The 15,749-nt window shown below is 65.5% G+C and carries 16 protein-coding genes; 2 read left to right on the top strand and 14 right to left on the bottom strand.

Going from position 1 to position 15,749, the window contains the following annotated elements; genetic code table 11:
- The 4 genes from WS62_RS19355 to WS62_RS19340 form a co-directional block, all read right to left on the bottom strand.
- On the bottom strand, positions 1-250 hold a 250-nt coding region (locus WS62_RS19355), incomplete at its 3' end, for an electron transfer flavoprotein subunit beta/FixA family protein (RefSeq protein ID WP_442855092.1).
- A gap of 223 nt (positions 251-473) precedes the next feature.
- Positions 474-1,274 (bottom strand): MetQ/NlpA family ABC transporter substrate-binding protein, encoded by an 801-nt coding sequence (locus WS62_RS19350; RefSeq protein ID WP_082721099.1) that lies wholly within the window; start codon positions 1,272-1,274, stop codon positions 474-476.
- A 71-nt stretch (positions 1,275-1,345) separates the two neighbouring features.
- Positions 1,346-1,999: a methionine ABC transporter permease gene (locus tag WS62_RS19345; protein ID WP_006025728.1), complete on the bottom strand. Its 654-nt coding sequence runs from the start codon at positions 1,997-1,999 to the stop codon at positions 1,346-1,348.
- Positions 1,989-3,023 carry a methionine ABC transporter ATP-binding protein gene (locus WS62_RS19340; protein WP_066574073.1) on the bottom strand — a complete coding sequence of 345 codons (1,035 nt, stop codon included), beginning with the start codon at positions 3,021-3,023 and terminating at the stop codon, positions 1,989-1,991. Before WS62_RS19340 ends, WS62_RS19345 begins: the two co-directional genes overlap by 11 nt.
- Positions 3,024-3,337: 314 nt before the next feature.
- Between WS62_RS19340 and WS62_RS19335 the strand changes: the two genes are divergently transcribed.
- The gene (locus tag WS62_RS19335; protein WP_082721102.1) at positions 3,338-4,177 is read left to right on the top strand and encodes an alpha/beta hydrolase; all 840 of its coding nucleotides are present in this window, start codon (positions 3,338-3,340) and stop codon (positions 4,175-4,177) included.
- Between the two features lie 237 nt (positions 4,178-4,414).
- On the opposite strand, the gene WS62_RS19330 is transcribed toward WS62_RS19335, so the two are convergent.
- Positions 4,415-5,338, bottom strand: a complete 924-nt coding sequence (locus WS62_RS19330) for a histone deacetylase family protein (RefSeq protein ID WP_066574068.1) — start codon at positions 5,336-5,338, stop codon at positions 4,415-4,417.
- A gap of 178 nt (positions 5,339-5,516) precedes the next feature.
- Between WS62_RS19330 and mltB the strand changes: the two genes are divergently transcribed.
- Complete coding sequence (gene mltB, locus WS62_RS19325) at positions 5,517-6,713, top strand: lytic murein transglycosylase B (protein WP_066574065.1); 1,197 nt, start codon at positions 5,517-5,519, stop codon at positions 6,711-6,713.
- Between the two features lie 81 nt (positions 6,714-6,794).
- Here the strand turns inward: mltB and cysM are convergent, their stop codons facing one another.
- The 9 genes from cysM to rpsA form a co-directional block, all read right to left on the bottom strand.
- On the bottom strand, positions 6,795-7,697 hold the full coding sequence (cysM, locus tag WS62_RS19320) for a cysteine synthase CysM (RefSeq protein WP_066493445.1): 903 nt from the start codon (positions 7,695-7,697) through the stop codon (positions 6,795-6,797).
- A 243-nt stretch (positions 7,698-7,940) separates the two neighbouring features.
- Positions 7,941-8,258 (bottom strand): ComEA family DNA-binding protein, encoded by a 318-nt coding sequence (locus tag WS62_RS19315; RefSeq protein WP_066574062.1) that lies wholly within the window; start codon positions 8,256-8,258, stop codon positions 7,941-7,943.
- Positions 8,259-8,329: 71 nt separating this feature from the next.
- The gene (gene rfaD / locus WS62_RS19310) at positions 8,330-9,322 is read right to left on the bottom strand and encodes an ADP-glyceromanno-heptose 6-epimerase (protein WP_066574060.1); all 993 of its coding nucleotides are present in this window, start codon (positions 9,320-9,322) and stop codon (positions 8,330-8,332) included.
- Positions 9,323-9,380: 58 nt separating this feature from the next.
- Positions 9,381-10,367 (bottom strand): D-glycero-beta-D-manno-heptose-7-phosphate kinase, encoded by a 987-nt coding sequence (gene rfaE1, locus WS62_RS19305; RefSeq protein ID WP_066574058.1) that lies wholly within the window; start codon positions 10,365-10,367, stop codon positions 9,381-9,383.
- Positions 10,336-11,736: a UDP-glucose dehydrogenase family protein gene (locus WS62_RS19300; RefSeq protein ID WP_066574056.1), complete on the bottom strand. Its 1,401-nt coding sequence runs from the start codon at positions 11,734-11,736 to the stop codon at positions 10,336-10,338. Before WS62_RS19300 ends, rfaE1 begins: the two co-directional genes overlap by 32 nt.
- A gap of 91 nt (positions 11,737-11,827) precedes the next feature.
- Entirely contained in the window at positions 11,828-12,997 is a 1,170-nt protein-coding gene (lapB, locus tag WS62_RS19295) for a lipopolysaccharide assembly protein LapB (protein WP_066574045.1), read from the bottom strand.
- Between the two features lie 54 nt (positions 12,998-13,051).
- Positions 13,052-13,345, bottom strand: a complete 294-nt coding sequence (locus WS62_RS19290; RefSeq protein WP_066493434.1) for a LapA family protein — start codon at positions 13,343-13,345, stop codon at positions 13,052-13,054.
- 224 nt (positions 13,346-13,569) lie between these two features.
- The gene (locus WS62_RS19285; RefSeq protein ID WP_066574043.1) at positions 13,570-13,893 is read right to left on the bottom strand and encodes an integration host factor subunit beta; all 324 of its coding nucleotides are present in this window, start codon (positions 13,891-13,893) and stop codon (positions 13,570-13,572) included.
- A 22-nt stretch (positions 13,894-13,915) separates the two neighbouring features.
- Entirely contained in the window at positions 13,916-15,628 is a 1,713-nt protein-coding gene (rpsA, locus tag WS62_RS19280; RefSeq protein ID WP_066574040.1) for a 30S ribosomal protein S1, read from the bottom strand.
- Positions 15,629-15,749: the final 121 nt, after the last annotated feature.

Here is a 15,749-nt window from a genome sequence, read left to right as displayed (position 1 = left end):
TCGCACGGTCCGCGCCGATCGCGAGCGCCGTGCGAAGCGTTTCCTGAGCCTGCGCGACGCCCACCGACACCGCGATCACTTCCGTCGCCACGCCCGCTTCCTTCAGGCGCACCGCTTCCTCGACCGCAATCTCGTCGAACGGATTCATCGACATCTTCACGTTCGCAATTTCGACCCCCGTGCCGTCCGTCTTCACCCGGACCTTCACGTTGTAATCGACCACTCTCTTCACTGGCACCAGGATTTTCATGCACACGCTCCAAAGTTACGAATACGACCAGCGGCCATTTTATAGCGAGGCTCGCCCATGCGGCGGCAACGCCGGTCATTCAATTTGCGGCTACCGAGGATAGCGCCCCCTTGCGGCATGCCGATAATAGCGAACGGTCGTTCTATTTTAAAAGAGAAAAAACCCGGACGCCAAGCCCGGGCTTTCGACCTCCGCCTCTAATCGGCGGCGCCCCGCGTTCCGCTCACCACGCGGTGATCACCGCGCCGCCGAATTGGCGCTCGATGAAGCGCTTCACGTCGGGCGACCGGTACGCGGCGACGAGCTTCGCGACCCACGGCTTATCCTTGTCTTCGGCGCGCACCGCGAGAATGTTCGCGTACGGACCGTTCGGACCCTCGATTGCGATCGCGTCCTGTTTCGGCTTGAGTCCGGCCTCCATCGCGTAGTTCGTGTTGATCGCGGCGGCATCGACGTCGGCGAGCGAGCGCGGAATCTGCGCGGCGTCGAGCTCGACGAGCTTCAGTTGCTTCGGATTGTCGACGACGTCGAAGCGCGTCGCCTTCAAGCCCACGCCGTCGCGCAGCTTCAGCAGGCCCTGCTTCTGCAGCAGCAACAGCGCGCGGCCGCCGTTCGTCGGATCGTTCGGGATCGCAATCCGCGCGCCCGGGCGCAACTCCGCGAGCGACTTCACGCGCTTCGAATAGATCCCCATCGGGAACGTGACGGTGTCCGCGACCTTGACGATCTTGTAGCCGCGATCCTTCACTTGCGCTTCGAGATAGGGATAGTGCTGATAGCTGTTCGCGTCGATGTCGCCCGCCGCGAGCGCCGCATTCGGCTGCACATAGTCCGAGAACTCGACGATCTTGATGTCGAGCCCGCGCTTCGCGGCGACCTTCTTCACTTCCTCCATCACCTGCGCGTGCGGGCCGCCCGTCACGCCGACCTTGATTGTCTGCACCTGCACCTGCGCATGCGCGCTCGCGACATATGCGGCCGCGCCGAACGCGGCGACGAGCTTGAGCATCGTTCTTCGTTGCATCTTCGGATCTCCTCTGCGGTTGTAGCGCCGCCGTCGGTCGCGACGCACGGCGCTCGCTCGCAATCGTTGTTTTACTTGTGGCTCAAGCGCCGCACGAGCCAATCGCCGAACGACTGCACGATCTGCACGAACACGATCAGGATCGCAACGACCGTCCACATCACTTCCGGCAGATAGCGCTGATAGCCATAGCGGATGCCGAGGTCGCCCAGCCCGCCGCCGCCGATCGCGCCCGCCATCGCCGAATAGCCGACGAGCGACACGAACGTGATCGTGAGCCCCGCGACGATGCCCGGCAGCGATTCGGGCAGCAGCACCTTGAACACGATCTGGCCCGTCGTTGCGCCCATCGCCTGCGCGGCTTCGATGAGGCCGCGATCGACTTCGCGCAGCGCCGTCTCGACGAGCCGCGCGATGAACGGCGCCGCCGCGATCGTGAGCGGCACGACGGCCGCCGCGGTGCCGATCGACGAGCCGACGGCAAGGCGCGTAAACGGAATCACCGCGACGAGCAGGATGATGAACGGCGTCGAGCGGACCGCGTTGACGATGCCGCCCAGCACGCGGTTCACGGCGAGGTTCTGCAGCACGCCCTGGCGATCGGTCAGATAGAGCAGCACGCCGAGCGGCAGGCCGACGAGCGCGCCGACCGCCCCGGAGATGCCGACCATGATCAGCGTCTCCCAGAACGACTGCACGAACATATCGAACATTTCACTCAACATACGAAAGATCCTCGACGACGACGCCCTGCTCGCGCAGATACGCGAACGCCTGCCCCACCTTGCCCGGCTCGCCCGTCGCGAGCACCGCGAGCGAACCGAACGCGCGGCCCTGGATCTCGTCGATCTGGCCGTGCAGGATATTGAAGTCCAGCTCGTAGCGCCGGATCGTCTCCGACAGGATCGGCTGGTCGACGCCCGAGCCCGTGAACGCGAGGCGCAGCAAATGGCCCGAGCCCGTCTTCAGGCGCTCGGCGACGCGCGCCTTCATCGCGGGCGGCAGCTCCTGCGCGATCACGTCGCCAATCAGCGCGCGCGTGACTTCGTGGTGCGGCCGCATGAACACGTCGATCACGTTGCCCTCTTCGACGACGCGCCCCGCGTCGAGCACCGCGACGCGATCGCACACGTCCTTGATCACTTCCATCTGGTGCGTGATGAGGACGATCGTGAGGCCGAGCTCTCGGTTGATGCGCCGAAGCAGGTCGAGGATCGCGCGCGTCGTCTCGGGATCGAGCGCGGACGTCGCTTCGTCGGACAGCAGCACCTTCGGCTTGCTCGCGAGCGCGCGCGCGATGCCGACGCGCTGCTTCTGGCCGCCGCTGATCTGCGCCGGATAGCGGTCCTTTTGCGCGGTGAGGCCGACGAGGTCGAGCAGCGGCAGCACGGTCGCCTCGATCTCCGCACGCTTCACACCCGCAAGCTCGAGCGGCAGCGCGACATTGTCGAACACGGTGCGGGACGACAGCAGGTTGAAGTGCTGGAAGATCATCCCGATGTCGCGCCGCGCGTTGCGCAGCTCGCTCGCGGACAGTTGCGTCAGGTCGCGGCCATCGACGATCACGCTGCCTTCGGACGGCCGCGTGAGCAGGTTGATCGTGCGCACGAGCGTGCTCTTGCCCGCGCCGCTGCGGCCGATGATGCCGAAGACCTCGCCCTGCGGAATCGTCAGATTGACGTTGTGCAACGCTTCGATCCAGCCGCGAGGCCCCTCGAAACGCTGCGAAAGGTTGCGAATTTCGATCATGTAAACAAAACGGCGGAACGGCGCAGCCGGATATGCCGGGCTTCGCTGTCGACCGCCGCCGCATCTAGGGAATAACCCGTGAGTCTACCGCATCCGCCACATTTCCCTTAATAATCGATTTCCACCTTTTCATAACCAAATGCGATTAGAGGAATGCGCCCGCACGGGCTGTCGCGGACGGCGTCTATGATCGAGCGCATCCTTCATAACAACATGCTCCGGAGACTCCCGCCATGGACGCTGCCGCTTCGACCTCGCCCCGCTTCGCCGCCCCTGCCGATGCCGATGCCGGCGTGGCCCCGCAGCGCGGACGCCTGCGCACCGGCGACGGGCTCGAGCTCGCGTCATATCGGTGGCCCGCCGCGGCGTCGTTCGCCGCGCCGCGCGCGACCGTCGCGCTCGTGCACGAGCTCGCCGAGCACGCGGGGCGCTACCAGGCGCTCGCCGAGCGGCTGACTGCGGCGGGCATCGAAGTCGTCGCGGCCGATCTGCGCGGACACGGACATTCGCCCGGCGCACGCGCATGGGTCGAGCGCTTCGATCAGTATCTGCAGGACGCGGATGCGCTCGTCTCGAGCGCGGCGCGCGACGACACCCCGCTCTTCCTGATGGGGCACAGCATGGGCGGCGCGGTCGCCGCGCTCTACATGGTCGAACGCGCGGCCGCGCGCCGCGCCGGATTCGCGGGCCTCATCCTGTCGAGCCCCGCGCTCGCGCCCGGGCGCGACGTGCCGAAGTGGATGCTCGCGATGAGCCGCTTCATCAGCCGCGCGTGGCCCCGCTTTCCGGCGATCAAGATCGACGCCGCGCTGCTGTCGCGCGATCCGGCCGTGGTCGCCGCGAATCGCGCCGATCCGCTCGTCCACCACGGCTCGGTGCCGGCGCGCACCGGCGCCGAAATTCTCGATGCGATGCAGCGGATCGAGCGCGGCCGCGCGGCGCTGCGCGTGCCCGTTCTCGTCTATCACGGCACGGCCGACAAGCTGACCGAACCCGACGGCAGCCGCGATTTCGGCGCGCACGTCGGCTCGCCCGACCGCACGCTCACGCTATACGAAGGCTGCTATCACGAGACGATGAACGATCTGGAACGTGAGCGCGTGATCGGCGCGTTGATCGAATGGATCCTCGCGCATGTGCCCGAGCGAAACTGAAATTCCGGATCGGATGCGAAGGCGAGGCGGGCCGCGCCCGCGTATCCGCTGATGGTAGGGAAGTCGAATGATCGCGTCCGCTACGCAGCTTCGCGGCCGGATAGCGGCGACCGGCTGCGCGGATAGGCATCTTCGTCGCACGAGCCCGGTGGAGCACGCGCGCCCGTCGGCTCGTCACCACACATGCCCCAACGCCCCGAAGTGCCGCCGCCCGCCCGCACGACACTCGGCGCGCGCTCACACCCCGGCAAGCACGCGCAAATGCGCGACCACGCTGCGCCCGAGCGCGGACAGGTTGTAGCCGCCTTCGAGGCAGCTCACGATCCGGCCTTGCGCATGCCGTCGCGCAACTTCGCAAATCTGCGTCGTGAGCCACTCGTAGTCGGCCTCGACGAGGCCCATCCCGCCGATGTCGTCCTCGCGATGCGCATCGAAGCCCGCCGACACGAACAACATCTGCGGCTTGAATTCGTCGAGCCGCGGCAGCCACATCAGATCGACCGCCTCGCGCACCGCCATTCCGTTCGTGCGCGCTGGCATCGGCAGATTGACCATGTTCGGCGCCTGATGATCGGCGCCCGAGAACGGATACAGCGGATGCTGGAAGAAGCCGCACATCAGCACGCGCTCGTCGTTCGCGAATGCAGCCTCGGTGCCGTTGCCGTGATGAACGTCGAAATCGAGGATCGCGACGCGCTCCAGTCCGTGAATCTCAAGCGCATGGCGCGCGGCGATCGCGACGTTGTTGAAGAAGCAGAAGCCCATCGCGCGCGCGGGCTCCGCATGATGGCCGGGCGGACGCACGCTGCAGAACGCGTTGTCGTAGCGGCCCTCGAGCACCGCGTCGGTCGCCTCGACGGCCGCGCCCGCCGCGCGCAGCGCGGCGCGCCACGTATGGCGGTTCATCGACGTGTCGGGATCGATCTCGACGTAGCCTTCCTTCGGAATCCGGCTGCGGATGTAGTCGATGTGCGCCTGCGTATGCACGCGGGCAAGCGCCGTCTCGCTCGCGAACGGCGCCGTCTCGTGGACGATCAGGTCGTCGATGCGGCTCGCGATCAACTGATCCTGGATCGCCGACAGCCGCGCCGGCGACTCGGGATGCCACTCCCCCATCTCGTGCAGCAGGCAGTCGGCGTGGGTGTAAAAGGCCGTTGGCATATGTTCGTTCCGCGACGCGGCCGGTGCGCGCCGCAGGTCTCCGTCAAGGATGTCCGCGATATCGTCTGGTGCGAACTTCGCCGCTAACTTACCACATCGCGCCCAGCGCCGGGCCGGCGCGGCGGACGTGTCGGTTATACTGCCCCGAAATCATCCGCCTCGTCCGCTTCGCCTCGACATGACTTTCAACCAGCCTGCCGCACCCGCCCCGCTCGCGTTCCGTCTTCGCTTCCCGTTCGCCGCGCTGTCGCTTGCCGCGACGCTCTTCGCGTCCGCCGCCGTCGCGCAAACGCAGCCGCAATCGAGCGTGCCGCAAGGACAGACGTTCGAAGAAGAAATCGTCCCGCAGCGCTACGCGAACAATCCGAAGATCGACGCGTTCATCGCCGACATGGTCGCGCGCCACGACTTCGACGCAAACGCACTGCATTCGCTCTTCGCGCGCGTCAGCTACTCGGCGACCGCCGCGAAGCTCGTGATGCCCGCGCCGTCGCCCACGACCAAGAACTGGCGCGTCTATCAATCACGCTTTCTCGATGCGGTGCGCGTGAACGCGGGCGTGAAGTTCTGGCGCGCGAACCAGGGGACGCTGCAACGCGCGTCGGCGGAATTCGGCGTGCCGCCCGAAGTGATCGTCGGCATCATCGGCGTCGAGACGATCTACGGCCGCTACATGGGCAACTTCCGTACGCTCGACGCGCTGACGACGCTCGCGTTCGACTATCCGAGCACGCCGAATCGCGACACGCGCCAGGCGACGTTCCGCAAGAACCTCGAAGACTTCCTCGTGTGGACCCGCGACAGCCAGCTCGATCCGACGAGCGTACTCGGCTCGTATACGGGCGCAGTCGGCATTCCGCAGTTCCTGCCGAGCAGCATCCGCGAATACGCAGTCGATTACGATGGCAACGGCCACATCGACCTGCGCGCGAGCCAGGCCGACGCGATCGGCAGCGTCGCGAACTACCTGAAGCAGCACGGCTGGGAAACCGGCCGGCCGGTGGTATGGAGCATCGCGCCCGACACGGGCAGCCAAGGTGTCGCGCAAGCGGCGGCCGACGGCCGGCCCGAGCCGCATTGGGTGTTGTCGCAATTGCTGCGCGCAGGCCTCGTACTCGACGAGCCGTCCGTCAACATCGCGTCGGAGGCGAGCACGCCCGTCACGGTGATCGACCTGCCGACGCCCGGCCGCGCGACCGAGTACAAGCTCGGACTGCAGAACTTCTACGTGCTGACCCGCTACAACCACAGCTTCTTCTATGCGCTCGCCGTGTATCAATTGGGCGAGCGCGTGAAGGAACAAATGGAAGCGAGCGGTGCGCTGACGTCGCCGCCGGACAATACCGCGCCCGCCACACAGCCGTCGTCGGAATGAAACGGCGCGCGGTCGCGCGAATGAAAAAAGCGCCGTAAGCGGCGCTTTTTCTTTGGCGGTCCGGCCGGATGACGACGCGCGTTACGCAGGGAATACGCCCGTCGACAGATAACGATCGCCGCGGTCGCAGACGATGAACACGATCGTCGCGTTCTCGACCTGCCGCGCGATGCGCAGCGCGACTTCGCACGCGCCGCCCGACGAGATGCCGCAGAAAATGCCCTCGACGGCCGCGAGCTTGCGCGCCATCGCTTCGGACGCGGCCTGGCTCACGTTCTCGACGCGGTCGACTCGGCTGCGATCGAAAATCTTCGGCAGATACGCTTCCGGCCACTTGCGGATGCCCGGAATGCGCGAGCCTTCTTCCGGCTGCGCGCCGACGATCTCAATGTTCGGATTCCTTTCCTTCAGATACTGCGACGTGCCCATGATCGTGCCCGTCGTGCCCATCGCGGACACGAAGTGCGTGATGCGGCCGTCGGTCTCGCGCCAGATTTCCGGGCCGGTGCCTTCGTAATGCGCAAGCGGATTATCGGCATTCGCGAACTGGTCGAGGATCACGCCCTTGCCTTCCCGCTGCATCTGCTCGGCAAGATCGCGCGCGAATTCCATCCCGCCCTTCACCGGCGTCAGCACGATTTCGGCGCCGTACGCGGCCATGCTCTGGCGGCGTTCGACGGACAGATCCTCCGGCATGATCAACACCATCTTGTAGCCGCGGATCGCCGCCGCCATCGCGAGCGCGATCCCCGTATTGCCGCTCGTCGCCTCGATCAGCGTGTCGCCCGGCTTGATCGTGCCGCGCTCTTCCGCCTTGCGGATCATCGACAGCGCGGGACGGTCCTTTACCGAACCCGCCGGATTGTTGCCTTCCAGCTTCGCGAGAATCACATTGTTCCGGGCGCGAATCTCGTCGTCCGGCAAGCGGACGAGTTGCACGAGCGGAGTATTGCCGATCGTGTCTTCGATAGTTTTGTAAGCCATGAACGTCACGTTTATCCGATGCCGATGAATTGATCGATTGTAAACCAGCGGAGAAACGTGCGTGCACGATGGCCGTCAAGCCGGCTGCGCCCATGGACGTGCGGCCTTCGCGCGGGTGTTCGGGCAACGCAAAAAGCCCGCGGCGTGCGCCGCGGGAATTCGCCGCCGAAGCGGCGCCTGAAGGAGGCATCACCCAACCGCCGGCCGCTGGATCGCCGGCGCAGGAATCGTCAGCAGAGCGGATTATTTCTTGCCGGCAGCGGCCGCTTTCTGCGGCGCTGCGGAGGCGGCAGGCGCACGCGCCGCGCCGATCGCGAGGCCCTCGGCCTGCAAGCGCTCGATCGTCTTGCCGCCCATGCCCTTCACGCGCCGAGCGAGGTCCACCGCATCCTTGTACGGGCCATGCGCGGCCCGCTCGTCGACGATCGCCTTGGCCTTCGCCGGACCGATGCCCTTGATGCCGCGCAGCGCATCGTCGTTCGCGACGTTGACGTCGACGGCAGCCCATCCGTGCGCGGCCGCGGCGCACAGCGCGACCGTCGCGAGAAGTTTCTTCAGCATCTGGATCTCCGTAAAGAAACGGCCGGCGGCTGCCGACCGTGAGATCCAGTCTAAGGACGCGGGCGCGCCGCTTACAGCTGGCCGAACAGCCAACGCACGTAGCGATCGACACCCTCTTGCACCGTCAGGAACGGCGCATCGTAGCCGGCCGCGCGCAGCTTCGTCTGGTCGGCCTGCGTGAAGCACTGGTACTTGCCGCGCAGCGCGTCCGGGAACGGCACGTATTCGACGAGGCCCTGCTCGACCTGCTCGGCGAGCGTGAGCGACGGCTTGCCTTCGAGCGCGCGCAGCGTGTTGACGACCGTCGTCGCGATGTCGTTGAACGGCTGCGCGCGGCCGGTGCCGAGATTGAAGATGCCCGACTTCTCCGGATGATCGAAGAAATACAGGTTCACCTTCGCGACGTCCTCGACCGACACGAAATCGCGCGTCTGCTCGCCCGGACCGTAGCCGTTGTACTCGCCGAACAGCTTGACCTTGCCTTCGGCGCGGAACTGGTTGACGTTGTGGAACGCGACCGACGCCATCCGGCCCTTGTGCGACTCGCGCGGACCGTACACGTTGAAGTAGCGAAAGCCCGCGATCTGGCTCTTCGCGCCCGGCATCACGCGGCGGATCACCTGGTCGAACAGGAACTTCGAATAGCCGTAGACGTTGAGCGGCGCTTCGACCTCGCGCTCTTCGACGAAGCGGCTCGACCCGCCGTAGATCGCGGCCGACGACGCATACAGAAACTGCGCGCCCTGCGCGAGACACGCGTCGAGCACCGCACGGCTGTAGCGGAAATTGTTGTCCATCATGTAGCGACCGTCGGTTTCCATCGTGTCCGAACAGGCGCCTTCGTGGAACACCGCGCGCACCTTGCCGAAATCGCCGCGCGTGAAGCGCTCGACGAACTCGGTCTTGTCGAGGTAGTCGTCGATCTCGCAATCGACGAGGTTCTTGAATTTGTCCGCGCGCGTCAGGTTGTCGACCGCGATGATGCGCGTCTCGCCGCGCTCGTTCAGCGCCTTGACGATGTTCGCGCCGATGAAGCCGGCCGCGCCGGTAACGATGAGGGTCATGATCGTCCTGCCGATAAGAGTGTGCGCACGGCGCGCGGCAGCGCGCGCCGTGCGCCGTTCAATGAAACAGTTCGTCGTACTCGACAGTCGCGGTGCCGAGCTTGCCGACCACGATGCCCGCCGCGCGATTCGCGAGCACGACCGCTTCGACGAGCGGCAGCCCCGCGCCGAGCATCGTCGCAACGGTTGCGATCACCGTGTCGCCCGCACCCGACACATCGTACACTTCGCGCGCGAGCGCGCTGACGTGCAGCTCGCCGTCGTTCGAAAAGAGCGTCATCCCCTCTTCCGAGCGCGTGAGCAAGAGCGCGTCGAGCGCGAGTTCGTCGCGCAGCTTCGTCACGCGCGCGCGCAGATCGTCCTCGGACGTCCACTGCCCGATGACCTCGCGCAGCTCCGTGCGGTTCGGCGTGATCAGCGACGCGCCGCGATAGCGCGCCCAGTCGGCGCCCTTCGGATCGACGAGCACGGGCTTGCCCGCCGCACGCGCCTTCGCGATCATCGTCGTCACGTGCGTGAGTCCGCCCTTCGCGTAGTCCGACATCAGCACGACGTCGTACGACGGCAGCAGCGCGTCGAAGCGCGCAAGCCCCGCAAGCAGCACTTCGTGCGTCGGCGCGGCCTCGAAATCGACGCGCAGCAATTGCTGCTGCTGCGCGAGCACGCGCAGCTTGATCGTCGTCGGCAGCGACGGATCGCGCTCGAGATACGGCGTCACGCCGCTCGCGCCGAGCAGTTCGACGATTCGCTCGCCCGGCTCGTCGCCACCGACGACGCACAGTAGGCCCGCCTGGCCGCCGAGCGTCACCGCGTTGCGCGCGACGTTCGCCGCGCCGCCCAGCCGCTCTTCCTGCCGCTGCACGTGCACGACGGGCACGGGCGCTTCGGGCGAGATCCGGTTGACGTTGCCGAACCAGTAGCGATCGAGCATCACGTCGCCGACGACGAGCACGCGCGATTTCGCGATCTGCTCGCGCGCCACGACGCGCGCCGTGGCGGACAACGCCGCGTGCTTATGCGCGCTCGGAAGAGATGGGCTCGACATAGGGGCGTCCAATTGCGTGGTAATCGATGCCGAGCTCGGCCATCGCATCGGGTTCGTACAGGTTGCGGCCGTCGAAGATCGCGGGCGCCTTCAGCACCGACTTCAGATGCGCGAAATCCGGGCTCTTGAATTCCTTCCATTCGGTGACGATCACGAGCGCGTCCGCGCCCGCGAGCGCATCGTCGGCCGAGTCGACGAACGCGAGCCGCGCGAGCGCGTCGGGCATATCGTGCAGATCGAGTGCGAACACGCGCCGCGCTTCGTCGATCGCGACGGGATCGTATGCGCGCACCGTCGCGCCGCGCGCGAGCAGCGACGCGATCAGACGCCGGCTCGGCGCTTCGCGCATATCGTCGGTGTTCGGCTTGAACGCAAGCCCCCAGGCGGCGAACGTGCGGCCCGTCAGGTCGGCGCCGTAGCGCTTCTCGATCTTGTCGAGCAGCACGTTCTTCTGCGCGTGATTCACATCCTCGACCGCCTCGAGAATCTTGAGCGGCTGGCCGTTCTCGCTCGCGGTGCGGATGAGCGCCTGCACGTCCTTCGGGAAGCACGAGCCGCCGTAGCCGACGCCCGCATACAGGAAGTGATAGCCGATCCGCGGATCGGAGCCGATCCCGCGCCGCACCGCTTCGATATCGGCGCCGACGCGATCCGCGAGATTCGACATCTCGTTCATGAACGAGATGCGCGTCGCGAGCATCGCGTTCGCCGCATACTTCGAGAATTCGGCCGAGCGCACGTCCATGTAGATCGTTCGCTCGTGATTGCGGTTGAACGGCGCGTAGAGCTTCTTCATCTTCTCGCGGGCGATCGCGCCCGCTGCGTCGTCGTCGACGCCGATGATGATCCGGTCGGGACGCATGAAATCGTCGACGGCCGCGCCTTCCTTCAGGAATTCGGGATTCGACACGACCGAAAAGCGATGCTCGGCGCTGCCGGCGAGCCCGCGCGCGGCGAGCGCCTCTTCGACCACGCCGCGCACGCGCTGCGCGGTGCCGACGGGCACCGTCGACTTGTCGACGATCACTTTGTAGCCCGTCATATAGCGGCCGATGTTGCGCGCGGCCTCGAGCACGTACTGCAGATCGGCGGAACCGTCCTCGTCAGGCGGCGTGCCGACCGCGATGAACTGGATCTCGCCGTGCGCGACGCTCGCCTCGACATCGGTCGAGAACGTGATGCGCCCCGCTGCGCGGGTGCGCGCGATGATTTCCTGCAGCCCCGGCTCGTGAATCGGCATGCCGCCGTCATTCAGGATATCGATCTTGCGAGGATCGACGTCGAGACAGAACACGTCGTGGCCGATCTCGGCGAGACACGCGCCGGTGACGAGGCCCACATAGCCCGTGCCGATGATGGTGATCTTCATAAGTATTCCGATGATTCGCTCGAGCGGACGACGTCCGCCCGGTTCAGGCCCGCGGCGGCGATCTCACGCCGTCCCGCGCGGCCTGCCCCCATTACGCAACGGCGGGTTCGACGCGCCGCGGCGCGTAGGTTTCCCATCCGCTGCATCCAGGGCACTGCCAGTAGAAGAGGCGCGCCCGGAAACCGCAATTCTGGCATGTATATCGTGGCAAATTCTTGGTGCGCTGCTTGACGAGCAAGCGCATCATTTCGAGTTCCGCGCGGCGCGGCTCGCCGGCCGTCGCGATCTGCGCGTCGAGCAAGTGCAGCATGCCGGACAGGTTCGGCGCCTTCTCCATCTGCGTGCGCGCGAGCGCATGCGCGACGTCGTTGCCGCGCATCTGCGCGACGTACTGATAGACGACGTCGAGCAGATCGTTCGACGGATAGCGTTCCGCATAGCCCGTCAGCAGTTCGGCACCGTCGGCCGCCTGATCGAGCGCGGTGTAGGACTTCATCAGCTTGTCGGCGACGAGCGGCAGATACGCGGAATTCTGCATCTCGATGCGGCGCCAGTGCTCGATCGCCGCGCGATGGTCGCCCGCCGCGGCGGCCGCGTCGCCCGACAGGATCGTTGCGCGCGCGTTCTGCGGATTCACCGTGAGCGCCTCGCGCAGATGCTCGGCCGCGAGCGCGGCGTTCTTGCGCTGCAGCGCGTCCTGCGCGAGTTCGCAATGGAACTGCGAGATCTCGGTCGCGAGACGCGGCGCGCCCATCGACTCGATCCGCGTCGCGGTGTCGATCGACTTGTTCCAGTCCTTTTCGATCTCGTAGATCGTCAGGAGCGCGCGCTGCGCGTCGAGCGCATAGTCGCCTTCGGCGAGCATGTGGAACGTCTCTTCCGCGCGGTCGAGCAGGCCCGCCTTCAGGAAGTCCTGCCCGAGTTCGAAGAGCGCGTGGTCACGCTCGGTCACGGGCAGGTCGTTGCGGCTGAGCAGGTTCTGATGGACGCGGATCGCGCGGTCCGTCTCTCCGCGCCGGCGAAACAGGTTACCGAGCGCGAAGTGCAGCTCGACCGTTTCGGGATCGAGCTTCGCGACTTCGATGAACGCGTCGATGGCTTTGTCCGGCTGTTCGTTCAGCAGGAAGTTCAGGCCGCGGAAATAGGAGCGCGGCAGATTCGCGCTCTCGGACAGCAGCTTGTTGAGGTCGTAGCGCGACGCCATCCAGCCGAGCGCGAACGCGACGGGAATGGCGAGCAGCCACCAGAAATCGAGATCCATGCGACGTGTGTCGAAAAAAACCTTGGCCGCGCACCGCGCGCGGCGTCGGCATCGTTAAATGACGGGCGGCATCGGCGGCTGGTCGATGACGGCCGGGTTCTCGCGCGCCGCGCGCAAGTCGCGCTTCAGGCGGCCGTTCTCCATTCGCATCCGGAAGATCGCGGGCAATGCCGACAACAGACCAGCGATCAAGCCGACGCCGAAGAACGCGAGACCGATCAGGATCAGCGGAGCCTGCCAGTTGTAGCCGGCGAGAAAATTCAGCGTGACGCTTTGCGTATTGGCCAACGCAAGCACGAGCAGCAGCACGAACACCAGCACACGGATCAACCAGACGATGAACTTCATGACTCCCTCTCTTTGACTGAGATTGTTCGGCAGCGCGCGCGACTCCCCTTCGCAGCGCGTCAGGCGCCCCGTATTGTAAAGGATGCCTTTAGCGCTTCGCGAATCGGCTCTGCCGGCGCTTGACGCGCTTCGCGAAATCCGCGCGGCGCGCGCCAAAGAAAAAGCGCCCGCAAGGGGCGCTTTCTTTCGGCCAAACTGGCTCGGCATCGGCTGCGGCTGAACCGTCACTGGCCATCTTCCGGTTCGTCGTTCTTCAACGGCTCGCCGGCGCGGCCGTCGACGCGCTCGCGCAATTCCTTGCCGGGCTTGAAGTGCGGGACGAACTTCTCGGGCACCTGCACTTTTTCCCCCGACTTCGGATTGCGCCCGACGCGCGCCGGGCGGCGGTTCAGGCCGAAGCTGCCGAAGCCGCGAATTTCGATGCGATGCCCTTTCGACAGCGCGTCGGACATCGCATCAAGCATCGTTTTCACCGCGAAATCCGCATCCTTCAACACGAGTTGCGGAAATCGCGATGCCAACTGGGCGACCAACTCGGATTTGGTCATACTTCGGCAGACCTCGCGAGGCTTACTGGTTCTGGCCGTCGAGCTTCGCCTTCAGCAGCGCGCCGAGGTTGGTCGTACCAGTTGCAGCGGCGCTCGAATCGGCGTGCAGGCCGCGCATCGCTTCCTGCTGCTCGGCCGAATCCTTCGCCTTGATCGAAAGGTTGATGCCGCGCGACTTGCGATCGATGTTGATCACCATCGCGTTGACCTTGTCGCCTTCCTTCAGCACGTTGCGGGCGTCTTCGACGCGATCCTGCGAGATTTCCGACGCACGCAGGTAGCCTTCGACGTCCGACGTCAGCGTGATGACCGCGCCCTTCGCGTCGACCGACTTCACGACGCCGTCGACGATCGAGCCCTTGTCGTTCATTGCAACGTAGTTGCTGAACGGATCGCCTTCGAGCTGCTTGATGCCGAGCGAGATGCGTTCCTTCTCGACGTCGATGCCGAGCACGACTGCCTCGACTTCGTCGCCCTTCTTGTACTTGCGAACCGCTTCTTCGCCCGCTTCGCTCCACGACAGGTCCGACAGGTGGACGAGGCCGTCGATGCCGCCCGGCAGACCGATGAACACGCCGAAGTCGGTAATCGACTTGATCGCGCCCGTGATCTTGTCGCCCTTCTTGAAGTTGCGGCTGAAGTCGTCCCACGGATTCGGCTTGCACTGCTTCATGCCGAGGCTGATCCGACGGCGGTCTTCGTCGATCTCGAGGACCATGACTTCGACTTCGTCGCCGAGCTGAACGACCTTCGACGGAGCAACGTTCTTGTTCGTCCAGTCCATTTCCGACACGTGGACGAGGCCTTCGATGCCCGATTCCACTTCGACGAACGCGCCGTAGTCGGTGATGTTCGTGACCTTGCCGAACAGGCGCGTGCCCGACGGGTAGCGACGCGAGATGCCTTCCCACGGATCGTCGCCCAGTTGCTTGATGCCGAGCGACACGCGGTTCTTCTCTTGATCGAACTTGAGAATCTTGGCGGTGACTTCCTGGCCGACCGACAGGACTTCGCTCGGGTGACGCACGCGGCGCCATGCGATGTCGGTGATGTGCAGCAGGCCGTCGATGCCGCCCAGATCCACGAACGCACCGTAGTCGGTGATGTTCTTGACCACGCCGTTGACGATCGCGCCTTCCTTCAGCGTCTCGAGCAGCTTCGCGCGCTCTTCGCCCTGGGTCGCTTCGATCACCGCGCGGCGCGACAGCACGACGTTGTTACGCTTGCGGTCGAGCTTGATGACGCGGAATTCGAGCGTCTTGCCTTCGTACGGCGTCGTGTCCTTGACGGGACGCGTGTCGACGAGCGAACCCGGCAGGAACGCGCGGATGCCGTTGACCATCACGGTCATGCCGCCCTTCACCTTGCCGGTGATCGTGCCCGTGACGAGCTCGTTGTTGTCGAGCGCCTTTTCCAGCGACAGCCACGAAGCGAGACGCTTCGCCTTGTCGCGCGACAGGATCGTGTCGCCATAGCCGTTTTCGAGTGCGTCGATCGCGACGGACACGAAATCGCCCGACTGCACCTCAACCTCGCCCTGATCGTTCAGGAATTCCTCGATCGGAATGTAGGCCTCGGACTTGAGGCCGGCATTGACGACCACGAAGTTGTGGTCGACACGCACGACTTCGGCGGAGATCACTTCGCCGGCGCGCATGTCTTGGCGGGTCAGCGACTCTTCGAACAGAGCCGCGAAGGATTCGGTATTCGGGTTGGAGGTTTGCAGGTCGGACATAAAAATCGGATTGTGCGTGGTTTCGCTCTACCGCCCGCGCCGGCCATCACGGCTGGCAACGCGCCCGCGAATCCACACGGGGTTAGGGTTTAACACACGCTTCGCGCGACGCGCGAAGCAC

This window comes from Burkholderia sp. ABCPW 14, assembly GCF_001523835.1.
Lineage (GTDB): Bacteria > Pseudomonadota > Gammaproteobacteria > Burkholderiales > Burkholderiaceae > Burkholderia > Burkholderia mayonis.
This window is presented reverse-complemented; position numbering and strand designations above follow the sequence as displayed.

What these genes read in the sequence shown, in the direction of transcription:
- WS62_RS19350 (WP_082721099.1), bottom strand. Translation starts at nt 1,274, where the DNA reads ATGCAACGAAGAACGATGCTCAAGCTCGTCGCCGCGTTCGGCGCGGCC.
- WS62_RS19345 (WP_006025728.1), bottom strand. Translation starts at nt 1,999, where the DNA reads ATGTTGAGTGAAATGTTCGATATGTTCGTGCAGTCGTTCTGGGAGACG.
- WS62_RS19340 (WP_066574073.1), bottom strand. Translation starts at nt 3,023, where the DNA reads ATGATCGAAATTCGCAACCTTTCGCAGCGTTTCGAGGGGCCTCGCGGC.
- WS62_RS19330 (WP_066574068.1), bottom strand. Translation starts at nt 5,338, where the DNA reads ATGCCAACGGCCTTTTACACCCACGCCGACTGCCTGCTGCACGAGATG.
- mltB (WP_066574065.1), top strand. Translation starts at nt 5,517, where the DNA reads ATGACTTTCAACCAGCCTGCCGCACCCGCCCCGCTCGCGTTCCGTCTT.
- cysM (WP_066493445.1), bottom strand. Translation starts at nt 7,697, where the DNA reads ATGGCTTACAAAACTATCGAAGACACGATCGGCAATACTCCGCTCGTG.
- WS62_RS19315 (WP_066574062.1), bottom strand. Translation starts at nt 8,258, where the DNA reads ATGCTGAAGAAACTTCTCGCGACGGTCGCGCTGTGCGCCGCGGCCGCG.
- rfaD (WP_066574060.1), bottom strand. Translation starts at nt 9,322, where the DNA reads ATGACCCTCATCGTTACCGGCGCGGCCGGCTTCATCGGCGCGAACATC.
- rfaE1 (WP_066574058.1), bottom strand. Translation starts at nt 10,367, where the DNA reads ATGTCGAGCCCATCTCTTCCGAGCGCGCATAAGCACGCGGCGTTGTCC.
- WS62_RS19300 (WP_066574056.1), bottom strand. Translation starts at nt 11,736, where the DNA reads ATGAAGATCACCATCATCGGCACGGGCTATGTGGGCCTCGTCACCGGC.
- lapB (WP_066574045.1), bottom strand. Translation starts at nt 12,997, where the DNA reads ATGGATCTCGATTTCTGGTGGCTGCTCGCCATTCCCGTCGCGTTCGCG.
- WS62_RS19290 (WP_066493434.1), bottom strand. Translation starts at nt 13,345, where the DNA reads ATGAAGTTCATCGTCTGGTTGATCCGTGTGCTGGTGTTCGTGCTGCTG.
- WS62_RS19285 (WP_066574043.1), bottom strand. Translation starts at nt 13,893, where the DNA reads ATGACCAAATCCGAGTTGGTCGCCCAGTTGGCATCGCGATTTCCGCAA.
- rpsA (WP_066574040.1), bottom strand. Translation starts at nt 15,628, where the DNA reads ATGTCCGACCTGCAAACCTCCAACCCGAATACCGAATCCTTCGCGGCT.